Origin of the sequence: Helicobacter pylori, assembly GCF_003636935.1 — a bacterium.
Taxonomy (GTDB): Bacteria; Campylobacterota; Campylobacteria; order Campylobacterales; family Helicobacteraceae; genus Helicobacter; species Helicobacter pylori_CH.
The window spans coordinates 117,603-144,051 of record NZ_MVVH01000002.1; the positions used below are offsets into that span (position 1 = coordinate 117,603).

The 26,449-nt window shown below is 39.4% G+C and carries 29 protein-coding genes and 1 tRNA gene; 11 read left to right on the forward strand and 19 right to left on the reverse strand.

Features of this window, described 5'->3' with window-relative positions; translation table 11 throughout:
• Positions 1 to 10 precede the first annotated feature (10 nt).
• Genes dxs through EAL87_RS02145 form a run of 5 tightly spaced genes read right to left on the reverse strand, consistent with a single transcriptional unit; the run spans position 11 to position 6,083 of the window.
• On the reverse strand, positions 11 to 1,861 hold the full coding sequence (gene dxs / locus EAL87_RS02125; protein WP_162972534.1) for a 1-deoxy-D-xylulose-5-phosphate synthase: 1,851 nt from the start codon (positions 1,859 to 1,861) through the stop codon (positions 11 to 13).
• Positions 1,862 to 1,863: 2 nt separating this feature from the next.
• On the reverse strand, positions 1,864 to 2,637 hold the full coding sequence (gene fliH, locus EAL87_RS02130) for a flagellar assembly protein FliH (protein ID WP_162972550.1): 774 nt from the start codon (positions 2,635 to 2,637) through the stop codon (positions 1,864 to 1,866).
• Complete coding sequence (gene fliG, locus EAL87_RS02135; protein WP_000201859.1) at positions 2,630 to 3,661, reverse strand: flagellar motor switch protein FliG; 1,032 nt, start codon at positions 3,659 to 3,661, stop codon at positions 2,630 to 2,632. Before fliG ends, fliH begins: the two co-directional genes overlap by 8 nt.
• A 12-nt stretch (positions 3,662 to 3,673) precedes the next feature.
• Positions 3,674 to 5,377, reverse strand: a complete 1,704-nt coding sequence (gene fliF, locus EAL87_RS02140; protein ID WP_120912782.1) for a flagellar basal-body MS-ring/collar protein FliF — start codon at positions 5,375 to 5,377, stop codon at positions 3,674 to 3,676.
• A 43-nt stretch (positions 5,378 to 5,420) separates the two neighbouring features.
• Positions 5,421 to 6,083: a phosphatase PAP2 family protein gene (locus EAL87_RS02145; protein ID WP_120912783.1), complete on the reverse strand. Its 663-nt coding sequence runs from the start codon at positions 6,081 to 6,083 to the stop codon at positions 5,421 to 5,423.
• A 255-nt stretch (positions 6,084 to 6,338) separates the two neighbouring features.
• Between EAL87_RS02145 and pyrG the strand changes: the two genes are divergently transcribed.
• Genes pyrG through EAL87_RS02160 form a run of 3 tightly spaced genes read left to right on the forward strand, consistent with a single transcriptional unit; the run spans position 6,339 to position 10,395 of the window.
• A complete protein-coding gene (gene pyrG, locus EAL87_RS02150) occupies positions 6,339 to 7,955 on the forward strand; it encodes a glutamine hydrolyzing CTP synthase (RefSeq protein ID WP_120912784.1) in 1,617 nt (538 codons plus the stop codon).
• Positions 7,956 to 7,963: 8 nt separating this feature from the next.
• Positions 7,964 to 9,514 (forward strand): single-stranded-DNA-specific exonuclease RecJ, encoded by a 1,551-nt coding sequence (recJ, locus tag EAL87_RS02155; protein ID WP_120912785.1) that lies wholly within the window; start codon positions 7,964 to 7,966, stop codon positions 9,512 to 9,514.
• Entirely contained in the window at positions 9,514 to 10,395 is an 882-nt protein-coding gene (locus EAL87_RS02160; RefSeq protein ID WP_120912786.1) for an RluA family pseudouridine synthase, read from the forward strand. Before recJ ends, EAL87_RS02160 begins: the two co-directional genes overlap by 1 nt.
• A gap of 97 nt (positions 10,396 to 10,492) precedes the next feature.
• Here EAL87_RS02160 and EAL87_RS02165 read toward each other — a convergent pair whose 3' ends face one another.
• From EAL87_RS02165 to EAL87_RS02205, 9 genes are all read right to left on the reverse strand, one after another.
• Positions 10,493 to 11,053 carry a hypothetical protein gene (locus tag EAL87_RS02165; protein WP_120912787.1) on the reverse strand — a complete coding sequence of 187 codons (561 nt, stop codon included), beginning with the start codon at positions 11,051 to 11,053 and terminating at the stop codon, positions 10,493 to 10,495.
• Positions 11,037 to 11,375 carry a hypothetical protein gene (locus EAL87_RS02170; RefSeq protein WP_120912788.1) on the reverse strand — a complete coding sequence of 113 codons (339 nt, stop codon included), beginning with the start codon at positions 11,373 to 11,375 and terminating at the stop codon, positions 11,037 to 11,039. Before EAL87_RS02170 ends, EAL87_RS02165 begins: the two co-directional genes overlap by 17 nt.
• Positions 11,376 to 11,502: 127 nt before the next feature.
• Positions 11,503 to 11,862, reverse strand: a complete 360-nt coding sequence (locus EAL87_RS02175; RefSeq protein WP_120912789.1) for a tetratricopeptide repeat protein — start codon at positions 11,860 to 11,862, stop codon at positions 11,503 to 11,505.
• A 128-nt stretch (positions 11,863 to 11,990) separates the two neighbouring features.
• Positions 11,991 to 12,395 (reverse strand): Holliday junction resolvase RuvX, encoded by a 405-nt coding sequence (ruvX, locus tag EAL87_RS02180; protein ID WP_120912790.1) that lies wholly within the window; start codon positions 12,393 to 12,395, stop codon positions 11,991 to 11,993.
• Positions 12,392 to 13,192, reverse strand: a complete 801-nt coding sequence (dprA, locus tag EAL87_RS02185) for a DNA-processing protein DprA (RefSeq protein WP_120912791.1) — start codon at positions 13,190 to 13,192, stop codon at positions 12,392 to 12,394. The genes ruvX and dprA overlap by 4 nt, the downstream gene beginning before the upstream one ends.
• A 6-nt stretch (positions 13,193 to 13,198) precedes the next feature.
• The gene (minE, locus tag EAL87_RS02190; RefSeq protein ID WP_000051414.1) at positions 13,199 to 13,432 is read right to left on the reverse strand and encodes a cell division topological specificity factor MinE; all 234 of its coding nucleotides are present in this window, start codon (positions 13,430 to 13,432) and stop codon (positions 13,199 to 13,201) included.
• Complete coding sequence (gene minD / locus EAL87_RS02195; protein ID WP_120912792.1) at positions 13,429 to 14,235, reverse strand: septum site-determining protein MinD; 807 nt, start codon at positions 14,233 to 14,235, stop codon at positions 13,429 to 13,431. Before minD ends, minE begins: the two co-directional genes overlap by 4 nt.
• A gap of 23 nt (positions 14,236 to 14,258) precedes the next feature.
• A complete protein-coding gene (gene ilvC / locus EAL87_RS02200) occupies positions 14,259 to 15,251 on the reverse strand; it encodes a ketol-acid reductoisomerase (RefSeq protein WP_120912793.1) in 993 nt (330 codons plus the stop codon).
• A gap of 87 nt (positions 15,252 to 15,338) precedes the next feature.
• Positions 15,339 to 15,415: transfer RNA gene (locus EAL87_RS02205), tRNA-Arg, on the reverse strand.
• A gap of 84 nt (positions 15,416 to 15,499) precedes the next feature.
• Between EAL87_RS02205 and EAL87_RS02210 the strand changes: the two genes are divergently transcribed.
• Positions 15,500 to 16,282, forward strand: a complete 783-nt coding sequence (locus tag EAL87_RS02210; RefSeq protein ID WP_120912794.1) for an NAD+ synthase — start codon at positions 15,500 to 15,502, stop codon at positions 16,280 to 16,282.
• Positions 16,279 to 17,217, forward strand: a complete 939-nt coding sequence (locus EAL87_RS02215) for a tetraacyldisaccharide 4'-kinase (RefSeq protein ID WP_120912795.1) — start codon at positions 16,279 to 16,281, stop codon at positions 17,215 to 17,217. Before EAL87_RS02210 ends, EAL87_RS02215 begins: the two co-directional genes overlap by 4 nt.
• Here EAL87_RS02215 and pseH read toward each other — a convergent pair.
• From pseH to flgH, 4 genes are read right to left on the reverse strand one after another with little or no spacing between them, the layout of a single operon-like run.
• Complete coding sequence (pseH, locus tag EAL87_RS02220; RefSeq protein WP_120912796.1) at positions 17,150 to 17,692, reverse strand: UDP-4-amino-4,6-dideoxy-N-acetyl-beta-L-altrosamine N-acetyltransferase; 543 nt, start codon at positions 17,690 to 17,692, stop codon at positions 17,150 to 17,152. The two genes, EAL87_RS02215 and pseH, sit on opposite strands and share 68 nt — an antisense overlap.
• Positions 17,689 to 18,561 (reverse strand): CMP-N-acetylneuraminic acid synthetase, encoded by an 873-nt coding sequence (locus EAL87_RS02225; protein WP_240444222.1) that lies wholly within the window; start codon positions 18,559 to 18,561, stop codon positions 17,689 to 17,691. Before EAL87_RS02225 ends, pseH begins: the two co-directional genes overlap by 4 nt.
• Positions 18,552 to 19,241, reverse strand: a complete 690-nt coding sequence (gene pseF / locus EAL87_RS02230) for a pseudaminic acid cytidylyltransferase (RefSeq protein WP_120912798.1) — start codon at positions 19,239 to 19,241, stop codon at positions 18,552 to 18,554. The genes EAL87_RS02225 and pseF overlap by 10 nt, the downstream gene beginning before the upstream one ends.
• Before the next feature lie 17 nt (positions 19,242 to 19,258).
• A complete protein-coding gene (gene flgH, locus EAL87_RS02235) occupies positions 19,259 to 19,972 on the reverse strand; it encodes a flagellar basal body L-ring protein FlgH (protein WP_000709990.1) in 714 nt (237 codons plus the stop codon).
• A 130-nt stretch (positions 19,973 to 20,102) separates the two neighbouring features.
• On the opposite strand from flgH, the gene EAL87_RS02240 reads away from it, so the two are divergent.
• Positions 20,103 to 20,840, forward strand: coding sequence for an outer membrane protein (locus tag EAL87_RS02240; protein WP_162972536.1), 738 nt, complete (start codon positions 20,103 to 20,105; stop codon positions 20,838 to 20,840).
• 54 nt (positions 20,841 to 20,894) lie between these two features.
• Here EAL87_RS02240 and EAL87_RS02245 read toward each other — a convergent pair whose 3' ends face one another.
• Entirely contained in the window at positions 20,895 to 21,437 is a 543-nt protein-coding gene (locus tag EAL87_RS02245; protein ID WP_000932487.1) for a phospholipase D-like domain-containing protein, read from the reverse strand.
• 142 nt (positions 21,438 to 21,579) lie between these two features.
• Here EAL87_RS02245 and EAL87_RS02250 point away from each other — a divergent pair, with 142 nt between their 5' ends.
• From EAL87_RS02250 to EAL87_RS02270, 5 genes are all read left to right on the forward strand, one after another.
• A complete protein-coding gene (locus tag EAL87_RS02250; protein ID WP_120912799.1) occupies positions 21,580 to 22,983 on the forward strand; it encodes a hypothetical protein in 1,404 nt (467 codons plus the stop codon).
• On the forward strand, positions 22,976 to 23,596 hold the full coding sequence (gene gmk / locus EAL87_RS02255; RefSeq protein WP_120912800.1) for a guanylate kinase: 621 nt from the start codon (positions 22,976 to 22,978) through the stop codon (positions 23,594 to 23,596). Before EAL87_RS02250 ends, gmk begins: the two co-directional genes overlap by 8 nt.
• Positions 23,597 to 23,667: 71 nt before the next feature.
• Complete coding sequence (gene tatA / locus EAL87_RS02260) at positions 23,668 to 23,907, forward strand: twin-arginine translocase TatA/TatE family subunit (protein WP_022576912.1); 240 nt, start codon at positions 23,668 to 23,670, stop codon at positions 23,905 to 23,907.
• A gap of 2 nt (positions 23,908 to 23,909) precedes the next feature.
• Positions 23,910 to 25,535, forward strand: coding sequence for an arginine--tRNA ligase (gene argS / locus EAL87_RS02265; RefSeq protein WP_120912801.1), 1,626 nt, complete (start codon positions 23,910 to 23,912; stop codon positions 25,533 to 25,535).
• Between the two features lie 62 nt (positions 25,536 to 25,597).
• On the forward strand, positions 25,598 to 26,353 hold the full coding sequence (locus EAL87_RS02270) for a HugZ family heme oxygenase (protein ID WP_120912802.1): 756 nt from the start codon (positions 25,598 to 25,600) through the stop codon (positions 26,351 to 26,353).
• Positions 26,354 to 26,449 lie beyond the last annotated feature (96 nt).

Consider the following 26,449-nt stretch of genomic DNA (forward strand, 5'->3'; position numbering starts at 1 on the left):
GTCTTTTCTTTCATCTCTCTTGTCCTAAATCTTTTAAAATAGCGTCAGTCAAACTCTCTGTGTCTAAGCCTAAGGATTTTTCCACTAAAGCGGTGTTCCCATGCATGATAAATTCATCCATGATTTCAAAGCTTTTAACAGGCTTTAAAATATTTTGTTCGCTCAAAAACTCTAAAATCGCGCTAGCCACCCCCCCAAGCTTGTAATTATCGCTAAAAACATAGAGTTTTTGATAAGGGGCAATGATCGCGCTTAAATTTTGATCTAAGGGCTTTAAAAACCTGAGATCCAAAAGAGCGCATTCTATGTTTTTTTCTTTTAAAGCCAGTTGGACCAAATGCGCCCGCCCCACGCCATTACCATAGCCAATGAGTAAAATTTCGCCCTCTTTTTTCAACAATTCGCTTTGCCCTAAAACAAAACCGCTAGGCTCAAAAACCCCCTCTTTTAGTGCAAACGACCCCCTAGGGTAGCGGAACGCGCAAGGGCTTGAATGGTATTCATTAGCAAAATGCACGGCGTTTTTTAAAGTCTCATTGTCTCGTGGGGCAAAAATGACCATGTTAGGGATAGAGCGCAAATACGACACGTCTAAAAGCCCTTGGTGCGTCTCGCCATCTTCGCCCACAATCCCGGCCCTGTCAATGGCTAATTTAATCGGCAAACTGGAAATGCAAGCGTCATGCACAATGGAATCATAAGCCCTTTGCAAAAAAGTAGAATAGATACTCACAAAAGGTTTAAACCCCTCTTTAGCCATAGCGCTGCTAGAAGTTAAAGCGTGTTGTTCAGCGATAGCGACATCAAAAAAGCGCAAAGGGTAAGCGTCAATGAGCTTGTCTAATCCTGTGCCGCTAGGCATCGCAGCGGTTACGCCTACGATTTTTTCATCTTTCTTGGCTAATTCTAAAAGGGTGTTAGAATACGCTTCAGTGGGCGATAAAGTCGCGCTTTTGGATTTTTTAGACAAGCCGGTATCCAAATCAAAAGGCCCCACCCCATGCCATTTTTCATAGCGCCCTTCAGCGATTTTATAGCCTTTGCCCTTTAAGGTTTGCGCATGGATGAGCACCGGCTCTTTAAGCTCTTTGGCTAATTTTAAGGTTTCAATAATCGCGCTCAAATCATGCCCGTTAATAGGCCCTATATAATTAATGCCCAATTCTTCAAAAAACACGCCCGGGGTGATGAGCTTAAAAGATTCTTCAAAACGACTCGCTAAGTAATTCACGCTTTCAGGTAAGGTGTTTAAGATTTTTTTCACTTTAGAGCGGAAAGACTGATAAAACGGGCCTTTCATCAGCTGGCTAAGGGCTTTGGATAAAGCGCCAATAGGCGTGCTGATACTCATTTCATTATCGTTCAAAATCATGATCATGGGGTATTTCCTATCGCCCAGTTCGTTTAAGGCTTCATAAAAAATCCCTGCGCTAATGCTCCCATCGCCTAATAAAGCGATAGGCATGCCTAGCGCTTGTTTCAAACGAAAGGCTTTCGCCACCCCCACGCCTATAGACACCGAAGTGGAGCTATGACCGGCAATGAAATAATCGTATGCGCTCTCGCTGGGTTTAGTAAAGCCGCTCAAACCTTTAAATTGCCTTAGAGTGCTAAAGCTTTCAAAGCGCCCGGTTAAAAGCTTGTGAGCGTAAGCTTGGTGCGAAGTGTCAAAAATAAAAGGGTTTTTTTGGCAATCAAATAGGGCATGCATGCCCACAATCAGCTCCACAGCCCCTAAAGAAGAACTTAAATGCCCCCCATTAGCGCTCACCACTTCTAAAATACGATTCCGTAGCGTTTGGCACACCAACTCCAAGCCTGCAATATCATTAGGGTTTAAATCAAAAGTTTTATTTTGCAAAATCACACCTTAAAATTTTCCAACACGCTTTTTTTGAGCGTTTTAAAGCGCTCCATCAAATTCCCATCAAGACTCCCGTTAGAGCTAGTGATCATAACGCCTCCTTTAGAAATAGCCTCATTGCTCTCCAATTTGATTTTGGAAGCGTTTTGCAAACGCTCGTTCAAATAAGGGTAATCCAAGGGATTGACTTTTAAATGAACATCCGTTGCGTCTAAAACGTTTTTTAAAAGCTCTTCAGCCAAAGCGAGAGCCACTTTTTGGCTATTGTCTTCCACTTCTTTAAGGATCACTTCTTTAGCTATATCTATCGCAATCGCGCTCAATTCCTTTTCTAAAGCCATTAAATGATCTTCTGATTTTTTCATTTTTTCATCTAAAGCCGTGATCGCATGCAAAAGCTGGTTTTTTTCTTCATTCACGCTGTGGGTGAGCTCGTTACGCATTTTTTCTTCGCCCTCTTTAAAGCCGATTTTATAGCCGTCGTTTTTAGCGTTTTCAATCAAAGCTTTGCTCTCTTCTTGGGCTTTTTCAAATTGCATTTGCAATTTCACTAAATGGCTTGAAAGCTCATCGGTTTTTTTCAATAAGCAATCAATCAAATCGTTTTCTATCGCTTTTTTTTCCAAAGGCTCTTCTGGGTGGTTAGGCGTTTCTAAAGACGCGCCATTAGGATTAATTTTAGGGGGTAAATTCGCCATGCTTTTAAATTCGTATTTTTGGATGTCATGCTTATTCAAATGGTCTTTTTGGATCAAGTTTTTACGGCTATTCAATGACGTCTTCCTCTTCACCGGTTTGGATCACGCCTTTTTCTTGCAAGCTCTGCACGATTTCAATGATCTTTCTTTGAGCCACATCCACATCTTTGATTTTGACCGCTCCTAAATACTGCATTTCTTCTACAAACTGCTCTGCAGCCCTACTGCTCATGTTGTTTAAGAATTTATCGGTTAAATCTTGAGTAGAAGTTTTTAGCGCCAAAGACAAGTCTTTTTTATCCGCTACTTTCAAAATCTCTCTGATAGCGAAATTGTCTAGTTTGGCTATGTCTTCAAAAGTGAACATCATTTCTTTAATCGCACCGGCGAGCTTGTTATCCACGCTTTCAATGCGAGCGAGCGTGGTTTTAGCGCTCTTTTGGCCCAAGCGGTTAAAGATTTCAGCCACCGCTCTCAAGCCACCCACTTCAATTTTATAACTGGTGAGCGATTCTAGTTTGTTTTCTAGAACCGTGGAAACCCTTTTAACCACTTGGGGCGATATTTCGCCTAAATTCGCCATTCTAATAGAAATCTCGGCTTTCATTTCATCAGGAAAATAACTCAAAGTCTCAGCCGCATTAGGGGCTTCCATGTGGGCTAAAATCAAGGCAATGGTTTGAGGGTGTTCATTAATGATGAAATCAGCGAGTTGTTGGGGCTTGATTTTGCCTAAATAAGCGAAGTTTTTTTGCGTTTGCAAACTTTTAGTGAGTTTGTCCATCACTTTTCTGGCTTCTTCGCTCCCTAAAGTCCTGGTTAAAAGCTCTCTAGCGTATTCCAAACCGCCGGTATTGATGTATTGGTTAGACTGGAAAATCGCAAAAAATTCCTCTAAAACCGCTGCGCCGATTTGCTTGTCCGTGCCGTTTAATTGCACGATTTGCTTAGAAATCTCTGTAATGGAGTCAATGTCTAAATGCCTTAAAATCTCGCCTGTGGTGTCTTCGCCCACTTGAATGAGTAAAATAGCGATTTTTTCACTCATGGAGAGTTCGTCTAATTGAGCCTTTTGTTTGGGGGTAAGCTTGGTTGCCATTTTTAACCTTTTTTAACCTTTCGCGCTGTCTGAAGAGATTTCATCTTTGATTAGGAGTTTAAAGAGCGTGGCGATTTCATCAGGGCGCTCTTTAAGGGTCCCTCTAATTTTTTCTAAGATAATTTCGTATCTTACTTCTTCTTCGCTAAAGGTTGCATTAAGCCCTAATTGATCTTCTATTTTTTTCCTCAAATCGCCCAGTTTGTTCAATTCATCTTCTTCTTCATCCATTTCTTCAAACATGGATTTCACTTCCTTATCTTCATCAGGCACCACTTCTAGCATGCGCTCGCTGAAAGGCACGATCACTTTTTTATAGAAAATGAACAACACTATAAACACTAAAACATACTTGATTAAAGGCGTGAATGAGCCTAAGATTTTTTGAGTTTTGTGCATGATTTTTTCGCTCAAAGTAGCGTTATCAAGCATGGGCGCTATAGGGTTAAACTCAAAATTACTCACCGCCACATCATCGCCTCTATTTTGATTGTAGCCAATGGCTTGTTTCACTAGAGCGTTGATTTTTTTAAGCGCTTCATCGCTCAAAGGCTCGTATTCTAAAGCGTTTGCCCCGTCTTTAAGCGCAATTTTATACCTGCCATCCACCACAACCGCCGCATTCAAACGCACTAAAGTGCCAAACTCGCCCTTAATCTCGCTAATGGTTTTACCCACTTCATAATTGGTCGTGTTTTGAGACTTTTCGTATTTTTCTGGCTCTTTATTGTCTTTCAATCCTTGCACAGGCCCAATATTGCTCACAACCCCAGGCACACCGCCAACTTGTTTTTTAGGAGCGCCTTCTTTTTTCTCTTCTAAATTTTGCTCGCTCCTTACGACATTATTGGGATCAAAAGTCTCTTTGGTGCTTTTCTTTTGGCTGAAATCAAACTCCGCATTGACCCTTGCGACCACCTTGTTTTTACCCCCCACAATAGGGGCTAAGATATTGACAATCTTGTTTTCTAAAATATTTTCAAAATTTTGTTTGTAGTGCAATTGCTCTAGGGCCAATTCTTTGGAGTTTTCTAGTATATCGCCCTCGCCTATTGATTCGCCGTTTTCATTCACGATTTTCACATTTTCTATCGTGAGTTTAGGCACAGCTGCAGCGATTAAATTTTTAATCCCTAAAATTTGAGTGGGTGAAAGCTTCATGTCAGGCTTGAGTTTGAGCATCACTGATGCGCTAGGAGGGACTTCTTTAGCCACAAACACGCTGTCTTTAGGGATTGCAATATGCACATTGGCTTTAAGAATGGGGTTTAAGCTTTCAATCGTGCGCGACAATTCGCCCTCAATGGCGCGAATGAGTTTGATATTTTGATCAAAATCAGTCGCCCCAAAGTCTTTAGTGTCAAAGATTTCAAAGCCCACTTTACTCGTTTTAGGGATCCCTTGAGAAGCCAGAGTGATCCTTTCTTCATACACTTTATCTCTAGGGATAAGAATGGTGTCGTCTTTGGAGACTTTATAAGGGATTTGGTTTTGCTGGAGGTGCTGTAAGATTAAAGCGTTATCGCTAGAGTCTAATCCTTCAAATAAAACCCCATAACCCCCTTGCGCGTAGTCTTTTTCTTTAAAGGGATAGAGCAATAAAAACACGAGCAAAGCCGTGATTAAAACCCCCGCTGCAATCAGAGCGATTTTTTGTTTTTTATTGAGTTTGATGAAAAAATCAACAATCCGTTGCAACAATACCTTTAAATCCAATCTTAAAACCTTGATAAAATTTTCATTCTTTTAAGCCGTTCGCTTAGATCTTTTGAAACACGCTCAAATAAATCCCTATGGAAAAACAAGCCCCTAACACCCCTAAACAAAACCCTCCTAAAACACTGCTAAAAGACACCCCTAAAACAATCAGCGCTAAGCTTATTAAAAGAATCAAACCAAATAAGCCATAAACAAGAATATTTTGGAGCGTTTTATGAGCGATGAAATGGGGTATCAATAAAACAAGCAACCCATAAAATAGCGTCAAAGAGAGCGCAGTAGCGCTAGGGAAATTAGCGTTGTGCGAAAGCCACTGAATAGAATATGCAAAAAGGTGTTTTAAAGATTCTAAAAGGGCTTCAAACAGGATCACGCTTAGCACAAACCACACCCCAAGCGCTAAGTTTCTGCGATAAAGGCTTAAAAACACCCCCACTAACAAGCTCAAAGGCAACACGAATTGAGAAGAGCCTAAAAAAACAATGCGTTGGAGCGTTTGATCTAAAATAGGGTTAGAAGAATTTGAACGCATCAAGCTAAAAATGGCGTTATCCATTGAGTTGGTGTAACCAAAAAGGACTAAACCAGCAATCATAATAAAAAGCGCGCTAAAAACGCCTCCTAAAAGAAACAGGGTTTTAACTGGTAATAAGAAAAATGCTTTGGGTTGTGTAGAAACATTTTTGAAAGAATTTTCAGCCATTATTTAAAACCCTTTTAGTCAGTTCATTCAAACTTGATATTATACGCCGACGAACTTTAAAATTGCTCTTAAAAGTTTTAAGACAATGAAGTTTAAACACATAAAAGCTTTTCATTTTAATCAAACCTAGCTAATAAGAAACTGAAATTGTTTTTTTTTTTTTTTGAAATCGCTTTAATTTTTGCCCTCTTTTAAAGCTTTTTAACCCTTTTTAGACTACAATGCGAGGAGTAAAAATCAAAGGAACACGACATAATGGATAGAGCCAAATTTATATTCGTTACAGGGGGCGTGTTAAGCTCTCTAGGGAAAGGGATTTCATCTTCTTCAATCGCTACGCTTTTACAGCATTGCAATTACCAGGTTTCTATTTTGAAGATTGACCCTTATATCAATATTGATCCAGGCACCATGAGCCCTTTAGAGCATGGGGAAGTGTTTGTAACTAGCGATGGCGCTGAAACGGATTTAGACATAGGGCATTATGAACGCTTTTTGAACAGGAATTTAACCAGGTTGAACAATTTCACTACCGGGCAGATTTTTTCAAGCGTGATAGAAAATGAAAGGAAAGGGGAATATTTAGGCAAAACCATTCAAATCGTCCCCCATGTAACCGATGAAATCAAAAGGCGCATTAAAAGCGCGGCTAAGGGGTTGGATTTTTTAATCGTGGAAGTGGGCGGAACCGTGGGCGATATGGAGGGCATGTTTTATTTAGAAGCGATCCGCCAGCTTAAATTGGAATTAGGGAATGAGAAAGTCATCAATGTGCATGTAACCTTGATCCCTTATATCCAAACCACTAACGAATTAAAAACCAAACCCACGCAACACTCCGTCCAGGAATTAAGGCGCCTTGGCGTAACCCCTCAAATCATTTTGGCGCGATCGCCTAAGCCTTTGGATAAAGAATTGAAAAAAAAGATCGCTTTGAGTTGCGATGTGGAGCAAGACAGCGTGATTGTCGCCACAGACACTAAAAGCATTTACGCATGCCCCATTCTTTTCTTGCAAGAAGGCATTTTGACCCCCATTGCCAGACGCTTTAATTTGAATAAACTACACCCCAAAATGGCGGCTTGGAACACTCTAGTAGAAAAGATTATCGCTCCTAAACACAAGGTCAAAATTGGTTTTGTAGGCAAGTATTTAAGCTTAAAAGAATCTTATAAATCCTTGATTGAAGCCTTAATCCATGCGGGTGCACATCTGGATACGCAAGTCAATATTGAATGGCTGGATAGCGAGAATTTTAATGAAAAGACGGATTTAGAGGGCGTTGATGCGATTTTAGTGCCGGGAGGCTTTGGAGAAAGGGGGATTGAGGGTAAAATTTGCGCCATTCAAAGAGCAAGGCTAGAAAAACTCCCCTTTTTAGGGATTTGTTTGGGCATGCAATTAGCGATCGTGGAGTTTTGCCGCAATGTTTTAGGCTTGAAAGGGGCTAACTCTACGGAGTTTAACCAACGCTGCGAATACCCTGTGGTGTATTTGATTGAAGATTTTATCGATCAAAACCACCAAAAACAGGTGCGCACCTATAATTCGCCATTGGGTGGCACCATGCGATTAGGCGAATACGAATGCGAAATCATGCCTAATAGTTTGTTAGAAAAAGCTTATAAAAAGCCTAGCGTTAAAGAAAGACACCGCCATCGTTATGAAATCAACCCCAAATACCGCCAAGAGTGGGAAAATAAGGGCTTGAAAGTGGTGGGTTTTGGAGCGAATCATTTGATTGAAGCGATTGAATTAGAAGATCACCCGTTCTTTGTGGGGGTGCAATTCCACCCGGAATTCACCTCTAGGTTGCAAAGCCCTAACCCTATTATTTTGGATTTCATTAAGAGCGCTCTTTATAAATCCTAATCTAACAAATGAAACAAAAGCTTAAAGCTCAAATCAAAGAGCGCATGGCTTCTATCGCTTATAATGAAAAAGGGTTTCCTAGCCCCTTTTTATTCAAAGACTTGAAAAAAGCCGCGCTCAAGATTATAGAAGCGATGCGCACAAACACGGAGATTTTAGTAGTGGGCGATTATGACGCTGACGGCGTGATTAGCTCTACTATCATGGCAAAATTTTTTGAAAGCCTGAACTACAAGCATGTCCGCATTGCAATCCCTAATCGCTTCATGGATGGCTATGGGATTTCTAAAAAATTTTTAGAAAAACACCACGCCCCTTTAATCATCACGGTGGATAACGGGATTAGCGCCTTTGAAGCCGCTCAATTTTGCAAAGAAAAAAACTACACCCTTATCATCACCGATCACCATTGCTTAAATAATGATGAAGTCCCAGACGCTTATGCGGTGATCAACCCCAAGCAACCAGATTGTGATTTTATCCAAAAGGAAGTGTGTGGGGCGTTGGTAGCGTTTTATTTGTGCTATGGTATCCACAAGCTTTTAGGAAAAGAAAAAAGCCATTCTAGTGAGTTGTTATGCTTAGCGGGCGTGGCGACTATCGCTGATATGATGCCTTTGACTTTTTTCAACCGCTTTTTAGTTTCTAAAGCCTTGTATTTTTTGCAAAAAGAATCCTTAGGGGCGATGGGGTTTTTGCGCCAAAAAGAAGTTTTTAGAAAACGCTCTTTAAAAGCGAGCGACATTTCTTTTAATATCGCCCCTTTAATCAACTCCGCAGGGCGCATGCAAGACGCTAAAATGGCTTTAGATTTTTTAAGTGCGAATAATTTTCAAGATGGTTATTCTTTGTATGAACGCTTGAAAGCATGCAATTTGAAGCGTAAAATGATCCAACAGCAGGTTTTTGAAGAAGCCTTTAAACATGCGATGGTTGGAGAAAAAATCATCATCGCTTTTAAGGATGATTGGCATGAGGGCGTGCTTGGGATCGTGGCTTCAAAGTTAGTGGAAGCCACCCAAAAGCCAAGCCTGGTTTTCACTTTTAAAGAAGGGGTGTATAAAGGGAGTGGGCGTAGCTCTCCAAATATTGACTTGATTGACGCTTTGAATGGGGTTTCTTCTTTACTGCTCGGCTATGGAGGGCATAGGCAAGCGTGCGGGTTGAGCGTTGGAAAAAACAATATCGTCTCGCTCTTTGAAACTTTAGAAAATTTTGATTTTAAAGTCTTGCCTTTTTGTGAAACAGAACCCCCTTTAACGCTCAAATTAAAAGACATTGACAGAGAGCTTTTAGAGATTATAGAGATGGGCGAACCTTATGGGCAAGAAAACCCTGAGCCTTTATTCCAAGCAAAAAATTTAGAAGTCATAGAAGAAAAAATCATTAAAGAAAGCCATCAGGTTTTGCGTTTTAAGGATAAAGAATGCGTCAAAGAGGCGATTTATTTTAACGCTGAGCGGTTTGTGAAAGCGGGCGAAAAGGTGAGCGTGCTTTTTAGCGTGGAATTAGATGAGTGTTCTAATGAGCCTAAAATGTTTGTTAAAAGTTTGTTGTAGTGCCTTTTGTTGAAGAAGAATTTGAAATTTTAAAACCCACCAAAGCCTTGTTTTTGGTGCGCGACGTTTTAAAATGCTCTTTAAAAGAAGCCCAACGCCACCTTGACAAACAACGCCTGAAACAAAACCAACAAGCCGTGCGTAAATCTCAAATCATTCAAGGGGCCGTTCGCTTGATTCATTTCAAGCCCAATGAAAAAACTCAAGCGCTTGTTTTTGAAACGAAAGATTTTGGCGTGTTTGACAAACCCGCTCAAGTCTATACCCACCCTAAAGGCTATTTTTACCATGAAAGCTTATTAGATTGTATCCAATCACATTTGGGCAAAAACGCCCACCCAGCCCACAGGCTAGACTATGAAACGAGCGGGTTAGTTTTGGCGGGCAAGACCTTACAAAGCGTTAAGGATTTAAAAGCGCTTTTCATGCAAAAAAAAGTGGAAAAAACTTATTTGGCACTCGTGCATGGGTTGGTTGAAAAAAGCATGAAAATAGACAAACCCATTCTAACGCCCACAAACATTCAAAAAGATTTGTGCATTCGATCTCAAATTTCTCCTTTAGGCAAGCCTTCAATTACCCTTGTTGAGCCTTTAAACTATAATCCTTTTTTGGATATGAGCCTACTCAAAATAACCCCGCTCACCGGGCGCACGCACCAGATCCGCTTGCATTTAAGCAGTATAAATCATAGGATTGTGGGCGAGGGGCTTTATGGGGTGGCAGATGAAAACGCTAGAGAATACCTTCAATTAAAGCGTGAAAATAACGCCCCATTACTCATGCTCCATGCCGCTAGTTTAGAGTTTGAATTTAAAGGGGCGATCTATAAAATCGCTTCCCCCATGCCCGAACGCTTCATGCCTTTTTTAAAAGATTGATCCCCTTTATTGATTATCCCCTGATTGCTTTTTTTGATTATTTTTTGATTATTTTTATTGGGGGGTTTTTTTTGATTAAGGTTTTTTATATGCTTTTTTAATCCCCCTTATCCTTTCTGGCTTTCAATTCCTCTTGTTTTTTGAGAATCATTTCTTCAGTAATGTTAGAAAGCTTGTCTTTATGGTTTTCGCTATTAGAATCTTCTTTGTGGCGGGATTCTTCTTGTTTTTTTGAAATGATTTCTTCGGCGATGCTAGAGAGTTTTCCCGCATTTTTAGTGTCTTTGTAGTTGGAGCGGTTTTTTAAATTCTCTCTGATTTGCCTTTTTCTTTGAATGAGCGCAAACATTTTTTGGCTGAATTGGTAGCATTTACGCGTGCTTATGACAATCACGCCCCACTTGATCAATAAAGCGATCAAAAGCCAAATAAAAGAGCTAGAAGTGTCCAATAAAAACTGGCGCACATCGCTATAAACCCAAATATCCACTAAAATAACCAACAAAGTGATCAAAATAGAAAACGCAATGCTTTTAAACCTAAAAAGCCACGCCACTATCACAAACCCTCTCGTGTGCCTGTGGGCTAACAACCAGCGTTCATTCTTTTCGCTAAAAAAATTCATTAAACCAGAAATTACGCTATTTTTCTTGCTCATTTTCGCCCTTTTCCCAAACTTCTTTAAAATGCTTGGTGGTTTTTTCTTGTTTTTCTTTCAATTCTTTAGCGTGGATTTGCTCTAACAACCTTTTTTCTTCCGCTTCAAACATGATTTTTAATTCTTCTTCACTAAAATCGCTTAGTTGCATGTTTTCTTTTATCAAGCGTTTTTCTACGATTTTAACCGCTTGTTCCCTAATTTTTTGAGATTTTTCTTTAAAAAGCGCTCGCTTGGTTTTTTGAAGCGCTTCATTAGAATTTTTGTGGATCGTTTGTTTGCAAAAATCTAAAAAATCCTTGACTTGATGCATAATTTTCATGGTTATCCGTTTTTAAAGAGTTTTTAAGACTAATGACCCCTAAAAGAATACCAAAAAAAGATTAAAACTCTCTAGTAAAATATTTTCTCATAAAGAATAGGGGGCGTTTTGGCGATGCTCTTATCCCTTATTTTTCTTTGAGTATCTCGCATGTCTTTTGAAATCCTAGTTTGCATGCTTTAGAGTAAAAGTAAGCGGCTTTTGTTAAGTTTTTTTCCACTCCTTGACCAAATTCATACAGCATCCCTAAAGTACCACACCCCCCACTATTATTCAAATCGCAAGCTTTTTCAAACAGAGCAAAAGCTTTTTTAAAGTCTTTTTCCACTCCTTCTCCATAATAATATAGTCTCCCTAAATTAAAACACCCCCCACCATCTTTTAACTCGCATGCTTTTTCAAAATATTTTTTAGCTTGAATGTAATCTTTCGCTTCAATACTCTTTACGCCCAAATCAAAAAGCTCTTTAGGGTTTGGCTCTGCCATTAACCCCCCCCCCAATCAACACACAACACAAGCACAAAACCCTAAAAATCGCTTTTTTGAAACTTAGCATGACGCTCTCCCTTTTATTAAAAAATTCAGACTTTATTATAATCAAATTGCAATCAAATCTAATGATTTTTTAAAACCTGCTGATAATAGCGCTCTAAGATCCTGCAAGCACTCAAAGAATCTAGCCGGCCGTCTTTGATAGCGAGCCGCTTGTTTTTCTTACCCAAATGCTCTAAATTTTCATAGGCTTCTATGCTGGATCTGTCTTCATTAATAAAAACGATTTCGCCCTTAAAATCCAAAAGTTTGATAAAATGCTCAATGCGCGCGTTCGTATCCGCATAGCTTTCATTAGGCTTGCCCACCACCAGCACCTGAATGTTTTTTTCCCTCAATAAATCGCTCAAATCCCTAGAGGCCTGATTCCTGTTGTGGCGTAAAATCGCTTCTAAGGGCAAGACAACGCCGTTTAAAAGTGCAGCGATGCCAATGCGTTTTAGCCCCACATCGCATGCTAAAATCATGCTAACACCACGAGATGATTGATGCGCTTGATCTTACCCAACAGCTCGTATTCTAAAAGCTTATCCCCAAATTTGAGATACGCTTCTTCATAGCTCGGGTTTTTCGCACAATATTCTAAAAATTCATCTTTCATTTCAGGCATTTCTTTTAAATGGTAGTCTTTTAAAAGGGTGTTTATAAAATTTTGAATATTAAATATCCCTTGAGCCTGCCCTTTTTCTAAAAGTTCATTAGTGCCATCGCTTTCATTCAGGCGTTGGGGTAAAACAAACAAGGGTTTTTGGTATTTTTGGGCTAATCTCGCGCTGCTCATAGAGCCGCTTTTTAAATCCGCTTGGGGGATAATCACCGCATCGCTTAAAGCGATCACCAGGCGGTTTCTCGCTAAAAAAGAGCCTTTAATGGGCATGAAATCCTTTTCATATTCGCTTAAAATCAAGCCGTTTTGCGCGATTTCTTGGATCACTTTATGGTTGTTCGTAGGATAGATCAAATCCAAACTGCAAGGCGAAAGCATGATGGTTTTTGGTAAGGCGTTTTCTTGAGCGATAATATCCACGCCTAACGCTCCCCCGCTCACAACAACCGCGCCATTTTTAGCAAGCTCTCTGGCTAGAGTGATGGTGTGTTGCTTGCTATAAGGGGTGGGTCTTCTTGTGCCGATGATAGCCACTTTTAAAGGAGCTCTCAAAAGCTTGGTATCACCCACACAATAGAGCTGTTTAGGGGGGTCTTTGAGAATGTCAAAGGCTTTAGGGATATTTTCTAGTGCGCTGTATTGGAAATGGCTTTTCATTTTAAACTATTTAGGCAGTATAATTTCTACTTCAATCGTTTCCACGCTCTGGTTGCTGTCAAGGGTTTTGAAATGGATGTCTGAAGATTTAGTGTATTTTTGAATAACGGCAATGATTTCTTTACGCATTTCTTCCATGTAGGGTAAATTTAAGGTGCGCTCTTTGGCTAGAATCAATTTTAATCTATCGGTTGCAGTAGCCGCGCTCCCTTTGTTTTTGAAAAAATCAAACAAACTCATGAAAATATCCCTTTTAACGCGCTAAAAAAGTTTCTTTTAGCCTTAAATTCCACGTATTCCACTTCTTCGCCTAAAATCCGTCTGGTGATGCGTTGGTAAGCCTTCGCGCTCTCGCAGTCCGTGCGAATCACCGGCTCGCCCTTATTGGTCGCTGAAATGATATGGCTGTCTTCAGGAATGATCCCAATTAAAGGCAAGCATAAAATCTTAAGCACTTCTTCTATAGAAATCATCTCGCCATTTGCCACTAACTCAGGTTTTAAGCGATTGATTATCAAATGCTTATGCACTTCTTCGCCCCTTTTAGCCCGATTAGACTTCGCGTCAATAATGCCAATCACTCTGTCGCTATCCCTTAAGGAACTCACTTCGGGCGTTACCACCACTAACGCCATGTCCGCATGCAAAATCGCATGCTCAAAACCGCTTTCAATCCCAGCCGGTGAATCAATCAAAATATAATCAAAATCCGCCCTTAAAGCGTTGATTAAAATCGCTACTTTTTCCTTATCTAAAACATTTTTATCCTTGCTTTGTGAAGCCGCTAAAAAAGAAAGGTTTTTCGTCTTTTTATCCGTGATTAAAGCCTGCGAAAGGTTGCAATTTTTTTCCATCACATCCACCACATCATAAACAATGCGATTTTCTAACCCTAAAATCATATCCAAGTTCCTAAGGCCTATGTCAAAATCAACCGCTACGACCTTTTTACCGCTCTCAGCCAAGCCAATCGCTAAATTAGCCGTGGTGGTGCTTTTACCCACGCCCCCCTTACCTGAAGTGATAGTAACTACTATTGCCATATGATTCCTTTTATTTTGATGATTTATTTTTTATGGTTGAATGGGGCGCGTAAAATTTCCCCAATTTTTTCTATTTTAGTCTCTTTAAGGGCTTTCCTCTCTGTGTTTAACCTGGGGTAATTCAAGCTCTTTTCTAGTAAAAAATCCTTAGCGAATGCACCGTTTTGGATCTTTTTTAAGATTTTTTGCATGCGTTTTTCCAACAGATTTGCCATAGGCTCTCTAGCTTTAATCGCCCCAAATTCAGCGGTGTTAGAAATGTGTTTCCTTAAGCCCTCTACCCCCTTATAATGCAATAAATCCGCCACTAATTTCACTTCATGCACGCATTCAAAATAGGCTAATTCTTCAGGGTATCCTGCTTTAATTAAAGTTTCAAATCCCATTCTCACAACCGCTTCTAACCCCCCACACAAGACCGCTTGCTCGCCGAATAAATCGCTCTCGCATTCTTCTTTAAAGCTCGTTTCTAAAACCCCCATTCTCCCTCCGCCCATCGCTTTAGCGTAGCTTAAAGCCACCGCTTTAGCGTTATTTTTTGAACTTTCTTGCTCTATGGCGATCAGATGGTATAAGCCCTTATTTTTAAGGTATTCTTCTCTTAAAGCGCTCCCTGGCCCTTTTGGCGCAACTAGGATCACGCCCACGCCTTTTGGAAGAATAACCTGATTGAAATGCACGCTAAAACCATGAGCAAAGCCCACAATTTGGCCTTCTTTTAAAAAAGGGATCACTTCTTTTTCTAACACTTCCTTATGCAATTCGTCCGGAAGAAGTGCTATGATCACATCAGATTGTTGGACTAATTCTTTGACTTCTAGCACCTCAAAGCCCTCTTTTTTTGCTTTTGAAACGCTCAAACTCCCTTGATACAAGCCAATACGCACCTTCACTTTAGAGTCCCTCAAATTGAGCGCTTGGGCTTCTCCTTGCGCGCCATAGCCAATAACGCCCACTTGTAAGGATTGGATAACGCCTAAATCAATGTCTTTATCATAATAAACGGGTAATGCCAAAATTAAATCTCCTAGCGTGTTTAAGCAAGTATTTATTTTACCATAATGGGAGCGATAATGTTTAAAAACATGCAGAATATTAAGAAATGGTGTGCTCGGAGGGATTCAAACCCCCGACCTACAGGACCGCAACCTGTTGCTCTATTCAGCTGAGCTACGAGCACTTTTAAAGAAGTGAAACGAGAATTATAGCAAGAAAAGCTAATTTTTCACTTAAACGATGCGTTTTTTCTATTATAATTTAAAGCATGCAAAAAGATTACCAAAAACTCATCGTTTATTTATGCGATTTTTTAGAAAAAGAAGTTCACAAACGCGGCTTTAAAAAAGTCATTTACGGGCTGAGTGGGGGGCTAGATAGTGCGGTCGTTGGGGTGCTGTGCCAAAAAGTTTTTAAAGAAAACGCCCATGCCCTTTTAATGCCCTCTTCAGTCTCTATGCCAGAAAGTAAAACAGACGCTTTAAATTTGTGCGAAACCTTTTCTATCCCTTATACAGAATATTCTATCGCTCCCTATGATGCCATCTTTGGCTCTCATTTTAAAGACGCAAGCCTTACTAGAAAGGGGAATTTTTGCGCAAGATTGCGCATGGCTTTTTTATACGACTATGCTTTAAAAAGCGATTCTTTAGTCATTGGCACGAGCAATAAAAGCGAAAGAATGTTGGGCTATGGCACTTTATTTGGGGATTTGGCGTGCGCGATTAACCCGATTGGGGAATTATTTAAAACCGAAGTTTATGAACTCGCTTATTATTTGAATATCCCTAAAAGGATTTTAAACAAGCCCCCTAGCGCGGATTTATTTGTAGGGCAAAGCGATGAAAAAGATTTAGGCTATCCTTATAGCGTGATCGATCCTTTATTGAAGGATATTGAAGCGTTGTTTCAAACAAAGCCCATCCATTTAGAAACGCTCACTCAATTAGGCTATGATGAAATTTTAGTGAAAAACATCACAAGCCGTATCCAAAAAAACGCTTTTAAATTGGAATTACCCACTATCGCCAAACGATTTAACCCTAAATGAAAAGCGATAAGCCCTTTTTAGAACGCTATTTTTATAATCCCACTCTTTTGCAAAAGGGGTTGATTTTTGCGCTCTATCCTTTTTCTTTAATCTATCAAGGCATCGCCACCTTAAAAAGAAAAATGGCGAAAAAACATGATTTTAAAATCCCCCTTATCAGCATAGGCAACTTGATCGCTGGGGGGAGCGGTAAAACGCCCTTTATTTTAGAGATCGCTCCAAGATACCAAGAAGTGGCTATTGTTTCTAGGGGGTACCAACGAAATTCTAAAGGCTTAGTGGTGGTGAGCGTTAAAGGAAACATTTTAGTTTCTCAACAAACAGCGGGCGATGAAGCCTATCTTTTAGCCTTAAATTTAAAACAAGCGAGCGTGATTGTGAGCGAAAAAAGAGAGTTAGGCGTTTTAAAAGCCCTTGAATTAGGGGCAAAAATCGTGTTTTTAGACGATGGTTTTAGGTTTAATTTCAACCAATTCAATTTGCTTTTAAAGCCTAAAGTCCCCCCCTACTACCCTTTTTGTTTGCCTAGCGGGTTGTATAGAGAAAGCATCAAAAGCTATGAAGAAGCCCATTTAGTCATTACCGAAGATAAGGATTATCAAAGAATCACCTCTATCGCCCGCCCCACCAAGCGCATGCTTTTAGTAACGGCTATCGCTAATCCTAGCAGGCTTGATGCGTTTTTACCCAAAGAAGTGGTTAAAAAATTGTATTTTAGAGACCATGCCCCTTTTGATTTGAAGCTTTTGGAAAAAGAGTTTCACAACAATAACGCTACTTCCTTATTGGTTACTCCAAAAGATCTCGTCAAATTACAAGATTGCGACTTGCCTTTAAGCGTATTGGATTTAAAACTAGAAATTTGCCCTAAGGTTTTAGAAGAGATTGATCGTTATATCCTTTCTTATCCTTATAATACAAAAGAACATCTATAAACTCCTTATTTTTAGAAACAAAGCCTTTCAAACGCCCCTCTAACTCATAATGGTTTTTTTCATAAAAAGCGATCGCTTTGAAATTGTTTTCCATCACTTCTAAGTGCAAAGAATTTAATTGGAACTCTTCAAAAGCGATGCATTCTAAAGCTTTTAAAATAATCTCTCCCCCATTTTTCAAAAAAGGGTTTTTATAAATCCCCAAATACCCATGCTTATGAAAAAAATTGATTTTAGTGATAGAGCCAACCCCTAAATAAACGCCCTCTTCTTTAAACAAAAAATAGCGGTGGTTGGGCGAGTTTTTTAAATCTTCTATGAATTGCAAATGCGTTTTTAAAGAAATATTAGCGCTATACATCCATAAGGCAGTGTTTGGGTGGTTACGAAACTCTAAAACCAACAGCTTTTCTTCATCGTTTAAATGGGTAAAATCAATCGCTTGGATATTTCCATAAGAATAATTTTTTTTCAAATTTCTAAAAACTCCCTTAATGCGCCCTCTAGCTCACTCCCAAAGGCCAGGTTTTTTGCCCATACTTGGTTTTTTTGCTCTTGTAATTTTTCAAAATCTTTAGCTAAAGTTTTTAAACTCGTTTGTTTAAAGATGCCCAAGTTTTCAAATTCTTGGCTTTGAAGGATTTGATTAGGTGCAATGGGGATAATGAGCGAGGGCGTTTGAGAAAGGGCTAATTCATAGAGGGTTTGGCCAGCAGCGCTAATAGCGCAAGCGCAAGATTTCATCAAAGAACTGAACTCCAAAGGGTTTAAAGGGTTGTAATAATGCGTGTTTTTTAGAGGATTTTTAGGGATATAAGGTGAAATGATATGCAAATTCACATTCTTATTTTCTAAAATTTTGACTATCTCTTTGAGTATTTTTTGCTCGCTCCCCCCTAGAGTGATCAACACTTCTTTATTTTCTGTATTGATAGGGCGCTCATAAATAAAACGAATATCAACAGGGTAAAATTCCACCCCCAAATAATACTGATAATCTTTTGATAAATAATGGTAGTGTTTTAAAGCGTTCAGCGTGGAATTCATGATCTTGGTGTTTTTAGGGTAAAACCCCTTAACATGCTCTGTATCTTCTATCACCATTAGGCTTTTGGCTTTTTCTTTTAAAAGGTAAAAATCCTTTGAATTTAAACAATAGCTGTCTGCAATCAAAAAATCATCATTGCCAACGCCCTCTAAAAAAGCGCTTATATTATTTTGCTTGTGTAAATAAAGATCCGCTTTAACCCCTAATTTTTCTATATAAGAAAGGATTTTTTCACCACGCCTCACATGCCCCAAACCGCTTGTTAAAAACGCATCGCACAAAATTTTTACTGGCATGCGTTTTTCAAACGGCTGTATTTGAGCTTGGCTAATTCTAAATCTTCTAAAGTGTCAATATCTTGGACTTCTAAGGGCGATAATTCTAAAGCGATAGAATTTGGACTAAAAATAGGCCGCATTTCTTTGAAGGCTTGAGCCTTCCCCATATAAAGCAACCCTGCGTCATGATAGAGCGTTTTTAAATCTTGCGTGCGCGTGTTTGAATGCTCTTTAAAAGCCATTTGAACGCCGTTTTCAAGGCTAAAAGAACGATAGGGCGAAGCGCTAAAGGGAGAGCATGTGAAAACATAATCCGTATTTTGATTTTTGTTTAAAGTTTCAAAAGCGTTTTTTAAATGCTTTTCTTGTAAAAGCGCTGAGGTGCCATACAAGCAACACGCAATATCATTATCTTTTAGCTCTAATTCTTTCATGTGATAGGCCATCACCTCTAAAGTCGTGGCTCTGTCATCTGCTAAAACTTTAGGGCGTAAATTCAAAAAACTCGCCCCATAATTTTTAGCTATATGAACATACTCCATGCTGTCGCTAGAGATAAACACCTTTTCAAAGAGCTTGGAATTTAGTGCCGCTTCAATCGGGTAAGCGAGCATGGGTTTATTGAAAAAATCAATAATATTTTTATTCTTGATCCTTTTACTAGAACTTCTGGCTAAAACAACAGCGATCGCTCTCATGCTAGGCTTTGCTCTTTTCAATAAGGCATTTGGGTTTCCATCGCATCAGCAGCGAATTTCTTTTTATTGGAATCGCTCAAATGCCCTAAATTCGTGTATTCAATCTTAGCGTCGGCTAAAAACTTGGATTGGATGGTGTTATTCCTTTCAATATCATAAGGGCGGATCACCCCACTCACCTTAAGGATTTGCTTTTCCCCATCCACTAGCACTTCCTTATTCCCATAGATGAAATAATTCCCGTTTTCTAGCACCTTAATGATTCGAGCGCTCAACACGATCTCTAAATCTTCGCTCTTTTTTTGCGAACCACCGCCTTTAAAATTCGTGTTATTGCTGGATTTGGTGAAATTGTAATTATTCTTATCGTCTAAATACTCCGCTTCTTGTTTCTTTCTTTCATCTAGCCCGTTATAAGTGAGTCTTGGGGGCGTGGAATTACCCCCTGAAGCGCTTTTATAATCTTTAGAGCTGGAATAATTCGCGCTCGCTTTTTCAGAAACAATGATTGTGATCAAATCGTTAGGCTTCATCGCTCTCCTGTCCGCAAATAAAGGGCGTTCGCCTTGCCCAAACAAACTCCCCAACTTGTTCAATTCAGGGATAAATTCTTTAGAGGGGGTTTCTTCTACATAATTGGGAGGGTTAAAATCAATTTTTGGCTCATTGGCTGATGCCATGCTGAATGCAACGCTAAACGCAACAGCCCCTAAATAAAGCGCTTTTTTCATCCACTAGCCTTACTTTTGAGTTATTTTGAACCTTGAATTATACTCTCTTATAAAGAATAAATGCTTAATTTTGAGCAAGTTGTTGTAAAATTTAGATCTTTATGATGAAACTTACTTGCAGGAGATAAAATTGAGAACCTTGTTAAAAATGTTAGTTGGCGCAAGCTTACTGACACACGCCTTAGTAGCTAAAGAAGAAAGCGCAGCGCCTTCTTGGACAAAAAATTTGTATATGGGAGTCAATTACCAAACAGGTTCTATCAATTTAATGACTAATATCCATGAAGTTAGGGAAGTTACTAACTATCAAACCGGTTATACCAATGTAATGACTAGCGTCAATAGCGTTAAAAAACTCACCAACATGGGATCGAATGGGATTGGATTAGTCATGGGTTATAACCACTTTTTCCATCCGGATAAAATCTTGGGCTTGCGCTATTTTGCTTTTTTAGACTGGCAAGGCTATGGCATGAGATACCCTAAAGGCTATTATGGCGGCAATAACATGATCACTTATGGCGTGGGCGTGGATGCGGTGTGGAATTTCTTCCAAGGGAGTTTCTATCAAGATGATATTAGCGTGGATATTGGCGTTTTTGGGGGGATTGCGATTGCGGGAAATAGCTGGTATATTGGCAATAAAGGGCAGGAATTGTTAGGCATCACTAACAGCAGTGCGGTTGATAACACTTCTTTTCAATTCCTTTTTAACTTTGGCCTCAAGGCTTTATTTATAGATGAGCATGAATTTGAAATCGGCTTTAAATTCCCCACCATTAATAACAAATACTACACCACTGACGCGCTCAAGGTTCAAATGCGTAGGGTCTTTGCCTTTTATGTGGGGTATAATTACCACTTCTAAAGGGCTTGTGAAGCACCCAAACGCTAAAAACGATTGGGATTTCTGCTTAAAAGCTTAAAACCCAACGCAACTCCCTAACATCTTTTGATAATAGCTCTTGGCTTTGAGGATCGTTTCTGTGTCATCGGTTTTTAAAAGCACTTCATAATTGTTTTCAAAAGCGTTTTTGCTCCAATTCGCTGAGCCTAAAAACACGATCTTATCATCAATGATCGCTACTTTTTGGTGCATGATGCCGTAATAATTCCCGTTTTTAGCCTTAAGCCCTTTCAATAAACACACTTTAGTGTTAGGGTATTTGTCTAAATAGCCAATAGTGGATTGCTTGTTATTGTGGTTGCTTTCATAATCATAAATGATTTGCACCTTAATCCCCCTACTCGCTACGCTTTTAATCGCTCTTGCAATATCTCTGTGCGTGAAACTATAAATAGCGATTTTCACGCTCTCTCTGGCGTTACTAATGCCAGAAACTAAAGCGTTCAAAGCGTCTCTTTGCTCATAAGGCAAGACAAAGAGGCTATTTTTAGCTTGCAAAACCCCTAAACAACCCACTAACACGCCCACGCCAACGATTTTTTTAAACTTGTTTAACATCAAACGATCCTTATTTTAAATTACACTCTATGATAAAAACAACCAACCAAGTGGATTTTTGATTATAATAAAAGATTTAAAAAAAGCGATAAAAATGAATAGGCTTAAAGAAGCGTTTCTTATCAAATAAGGAGTCCCTAAAATGAAAATGATTCTGTTCAACCAAAATCCCATGATCACAAAGCTGCTTGAGAGTGTCTCTAAGAAATTAGAATTATCTATAGAAAATTTTAACCACTATCAAGAGCTATTAGCGTGCCTTAAAAAAGATCCAGAATGGATTTTGATAGCCGATGATGAATGTTTGGAAAAACTAGACCAAGTGGATTGGCTAGAGTTAAAAGAAACCATCTCTCAAAATAAAAACAGCGTGTGCATGTATAAAAAGGGCAATGAAGCGCAACCCTTCTTAGAGGGCTTTGAGGTGAAAATGAAAAAACCTTTTTTACCCACTGAAATGTTGAAAGTCCTTCAAAAAAAGCTTGGCTCTAATACAAGCGAGCCAGAGCCTAGCCAGAATTTAGACCCAACTCAAGAAGTTTTAGAAACCAATTGGGACGAATTAGAAAATTTAGGCGATTTAGAAGCTCTCGCCAAAGAAGAGCCTAACAATGAAGAGCAATTGCTCCCCACTTTAAACGATCAAGAAGAAAAAGAAGAGGTTAAAGAAACTCCTCAAGAAGAAGAAAAACCTAAAGATGATGAAACGCAAGAGGGTGAAACCCCCAAAGATAAAGAAGTTTCTAAAGAATTGGAAACGCAAGAAGAGTTAGAAACCCTCCAAACGCAAGAAGTCGCAGAAACTCCGCAAGAACAAGAGCAAGTCAAAGAAGAAACACAAGAAATCAAAGAGGAAAAACAAGAACAAGTTAAAGAAGAAATGCAAGAAGAGCCAATCAAAGAACAAGAACCAATCAAAGAAGAAACACAAGACTCCCCAAGCGCTCAAGAATTAGAGGCCATGCAAGAATTAGTCAAAGAAATCCAAGAAAACTCTAACGAAGATAAAACAGAAACGCAAGAAGTCGCAGAAGCTCCCCAAGAAAAAGAAACGCAAGAAACGCAAGAAAAAGAAACCCCACAAGAAGAAACCCAAGAAGCCGTTACAGAAACCCCCAAAACGCAAGAAGTCGCAGAAGCTCCCCAAGAAATAGAAACAGAAACCCAAAACCAAGAAACGCCCCCAAAAGCCCAAGAAGAAACCAACGAAAAAACCCAAGAAGACAACTACGAAACCATTGAAGACATTCCTGAGCCGGTGATGGCTAAAGCGATGGGGGAAGAATTGCCTTTTTTGAATGAGAGCGCTGCAGAAACTCCTAATAATGAGAACACCACAGAGACCCCTAAAGAGAGCGTTACAGAGACCCCACAAGAAAACGCAAAAAACCCCCAAAAAAGCGATACAACTTCTAGTCCCCTAGAATTGCGCTTGAATTTGCAAGATTTATTAAAAAGTCTCAATCAAGAGTCCTTAAAAAGCCTTTTAGAAAACAAAACCTTAAGCATTAAAATCACTCTAGAGGATAAAAACCCGCATGCATAATGATTTTAATTTGCTCATCCTTTCAGGCCCTAGCGGGGCGGGTAAAAGCACCCTTACAAAGTATTTGCAAGAAAAGATCCAAAAAACCTATTTTTCCCTTTCCACCACCACACGAAAGCCTAGGGAGGGCGAAATTAATGGCTTGCATTACAATTTTGTCAGCGAAGAAGAATTCAAACAAGGCATAGAAAAAGGGCAGTTTTTAGAATGGGCGATCGTGCATAACCACTACTATGGCACTTCTAAAGCCCTTGTAGAAAAGGCCTTAAAAGAAGGCAAAATCGTGATTTTTGACATTGACGTGCAAGGGCATGAGATCCTTAAAAAGCATTACCCTAACGCATGCTCTGTGTTTATTAGCACCAAAAACCAAGAGGTTTTAAAAGAGCGCTTGCTTTTAAGGGGGACGGATTCTAAAGAGACGATAGAAAAACGCTTGATCAACGCTTATAAAGAAATGCAAAGCTTGGAGAGTTTTGACTACCTCATCATCAATGAAGATTTAGAAAAATCCAAAGAAATCATTTTAAGCATCGCCAAAACTCTCGTTTATCGCTTAAAAGCGTTTAATTTTGAAAAAATATGCAAGGCTTGGAAAAACGAATCCTTATAAAACCTATCATTTATTTTTTAAAAAAGCTATAATTCAAGTAAAAACCAACCAATAAATTCAAGGAGTAACATATGGGCGGATTCACAAGCATATGGCATTGGGTCATTGTTTTATTAGTGATTGTGTTGTTGTTTGGGGCTAAAAAGATCCCAGAGTTGGCTAAAGGTTTAGGCAGTGGGATTAAGAATTTCAAAAAAGCCGTGAAAGACGATGAAGAAGAAGCTAAAAACGAGCCTAAAACCCTAGACGCTCAAGCAACGCAAGCTAAAGTGCATGAAACTAGCGAGATTAAAAGCAAACAAGAAAGTTGAACATGCACACTCTCATTAAGGGCGTTTTAGAAGAGATTTTAGAAGAAGAGGTGGTGATTGAATACCCTAAAGACAGAGAGCATGGGCATTACGCTGTGCCCATTGCTTTCAATCTCGCCAAAGTTTTTAAAAAATCGCCCTTAGTTATCGCTGAGGAGTTAGCCCTTAAAATCAGCACGCACGAAAAAATTCAAGGGTTTTTTGACAGCGTAGTGGCTTGTAAGGGCTATATCAATTTCACGCTTTCTTTAGATTTTTTAGAGCGTTTCACCCAAAGGGCTTTAGAATTAAAAGAACAATTTGGCTCTCAGCCTAAAAGCGAACGTTCTCAAAAAATCTTTTTAGAATTTGTGAGCGCTAACCCCACAGGGCCTTTACATATAGGGCATGCTAGAGGGGCGGTGTTTGGCGATAGTTTGGCTAAAATCGCCCGCTTTTTAGGGCATGAAGTTTTGTGCGAATATTATGTCAATGACATGGGATCTCAAATCCGCTTGTTAGGGCTTTCGGTATGGCTCGCTTACAGAGAGCATGTTTTAAAAGAAAGCGTAACTTATCCGGAAGTCTTTTACAAGGGCGAATACATCATTGAAATCGCCAAAAAGGCGAGTAACGATTTAGAGCCAAGCCTTTTTAAAGAAAACGAAGAGACTATCATTGAAGTTTTGAGCGGCTACGCTAAGGATTTAATGCTTTTAGAAATTAAGGATAATTTAGACGCTTTAGGCATTCATTTTGATTCCTATGCGAGCGAAAGAGAAATTTTTAAACAAAAAGATGCGGTGTTTGAGCGATTAGAAAAAGCGAACGCCCTTTATGAAAAAGATTCTAAAATCTGGCTCAAATCCTCCCTATACCAAGACGAAAGCGATCGGGTGCTTATCAAAGAAGATAAAAGCTACACCTATTTAGCCGGCGATATTGTCTATCATGATGAAAAATTCCAACAAAATTACACCAAATATATCAACATTTGGGGGGCAGACCACCACGGCTACATCGCTAGAGTGAAAGCCAGCCTTGAGTTTTTGGGCTATGATTCCAACAAGCTTGAAGTCTTGCTCGCTCAAATGGTGCGCTTGCTCAAAGATAACGAGCCTTACAAAATGAGTAAAAGAGCGGGTAATTTCATTTTGATTAAAGATGTGATTGATGATGTGGGTAAAGACGCTTTAAGGTTTATTTTTTTGAGCAAACGGCTTGACACCCATTTAGAATTTGATGTCAATACTTTAAAAAAGCAAGACAGCTCAAACCCTATCTACTACATCCATTACGCTAACTCGCGCATCCACACCATGCTAGAAAAATCGCCCTTTTCTAAAGAAGAAATTTTGCAAACCCCTTTAACCAATTTAAACGCTGAAGAAAAATACCTGCTTTTTAGCGCTTTAAGCTTGCCTAAAGCAATTGAATCCTCTTTTGAAGAATACGGATTGCAAAAAATGTGCGAATACGCAAAAACCCTCGCCTCAGAATTCCACCGCTTCTATAATGCCGGTAAAATCTTAGACACCCCTAAAGCTAAAGAGCTTTTAAAAATTTGTTTAATGGTGAGCTTGAGTTTGACTAACGCTTTCAAACTTTTAGGCATAGAGATAAAAACCAGGATTTCAGTCAAAGATTAAGCTCAAAATTAGTTTTTTTGATTATAATATTCTCATTATTTATAAAAAATAAGGAGAATATTTTGCTTAATCGTATTATAGAACACATGAACGCTCACCATGTTGAAGACATGAAAGGCTTGTTGAAAAAATTCGGGCAAGTCCATCACGCTGAAAATGTCGCCTTTAAAAGCGTGGATTCTCAAGGTATTGTGATTGGTTATAACCACAATCAAACCTTAAGGATTGAATTTAACCACGAAGTTAAAGACCCCAAAGACTACAAAAACGCTATCATTGAATTGTGCCAAAGCGTGGAAAAAACCCATGACTTAAAAGGCGTGGAAGAAGAGGTTAAGGCTTTTAAAGAAGGCTTTGATTCTGTTTGTTTGGCGACTTTACACCCTAATGGGCATGTGGTATGCTCTTATGCGCCTTTAATGAGCGATGGCAAACAATACTACATTTATGTGAGCGAAGTGGCTGAGCATTTTGCAGGCCTTAAAAACAACCCCCATAATGTGGAAGTGATGTTTTTAGAAGACGAGAGCAAGGCTAAATCAGCCATTTTGAGGAAACGCTTGCGTTATAAAACCAACGCTCGTTTTATTGAGAGAGGGGCGGAGTTTGACAAAGCGTTTGATTCTTTCGTTGAAAAAACCGGTGGCGCTGGGGGCATTAAAACCATCCGCACCATGCAAGATTTCCATTTGATCGCATTGGATTTCAAAGAAGGGCGTTTTGTGAAAGGCTTTGGTCAAGCTTATGACATTTTAGGCGACAAAATCGCTTATGTTGGGGATAAAGGCAACCCACACAATTTCGCTCACAAAAAATAAACCTTTTATTCAAAACCATTTAGAAATATTTCCCAAACGCCTTAGTGTTTGGGATAAATGGTATCATAAACGCCTTATTGACCCCTTTTTTTAGTG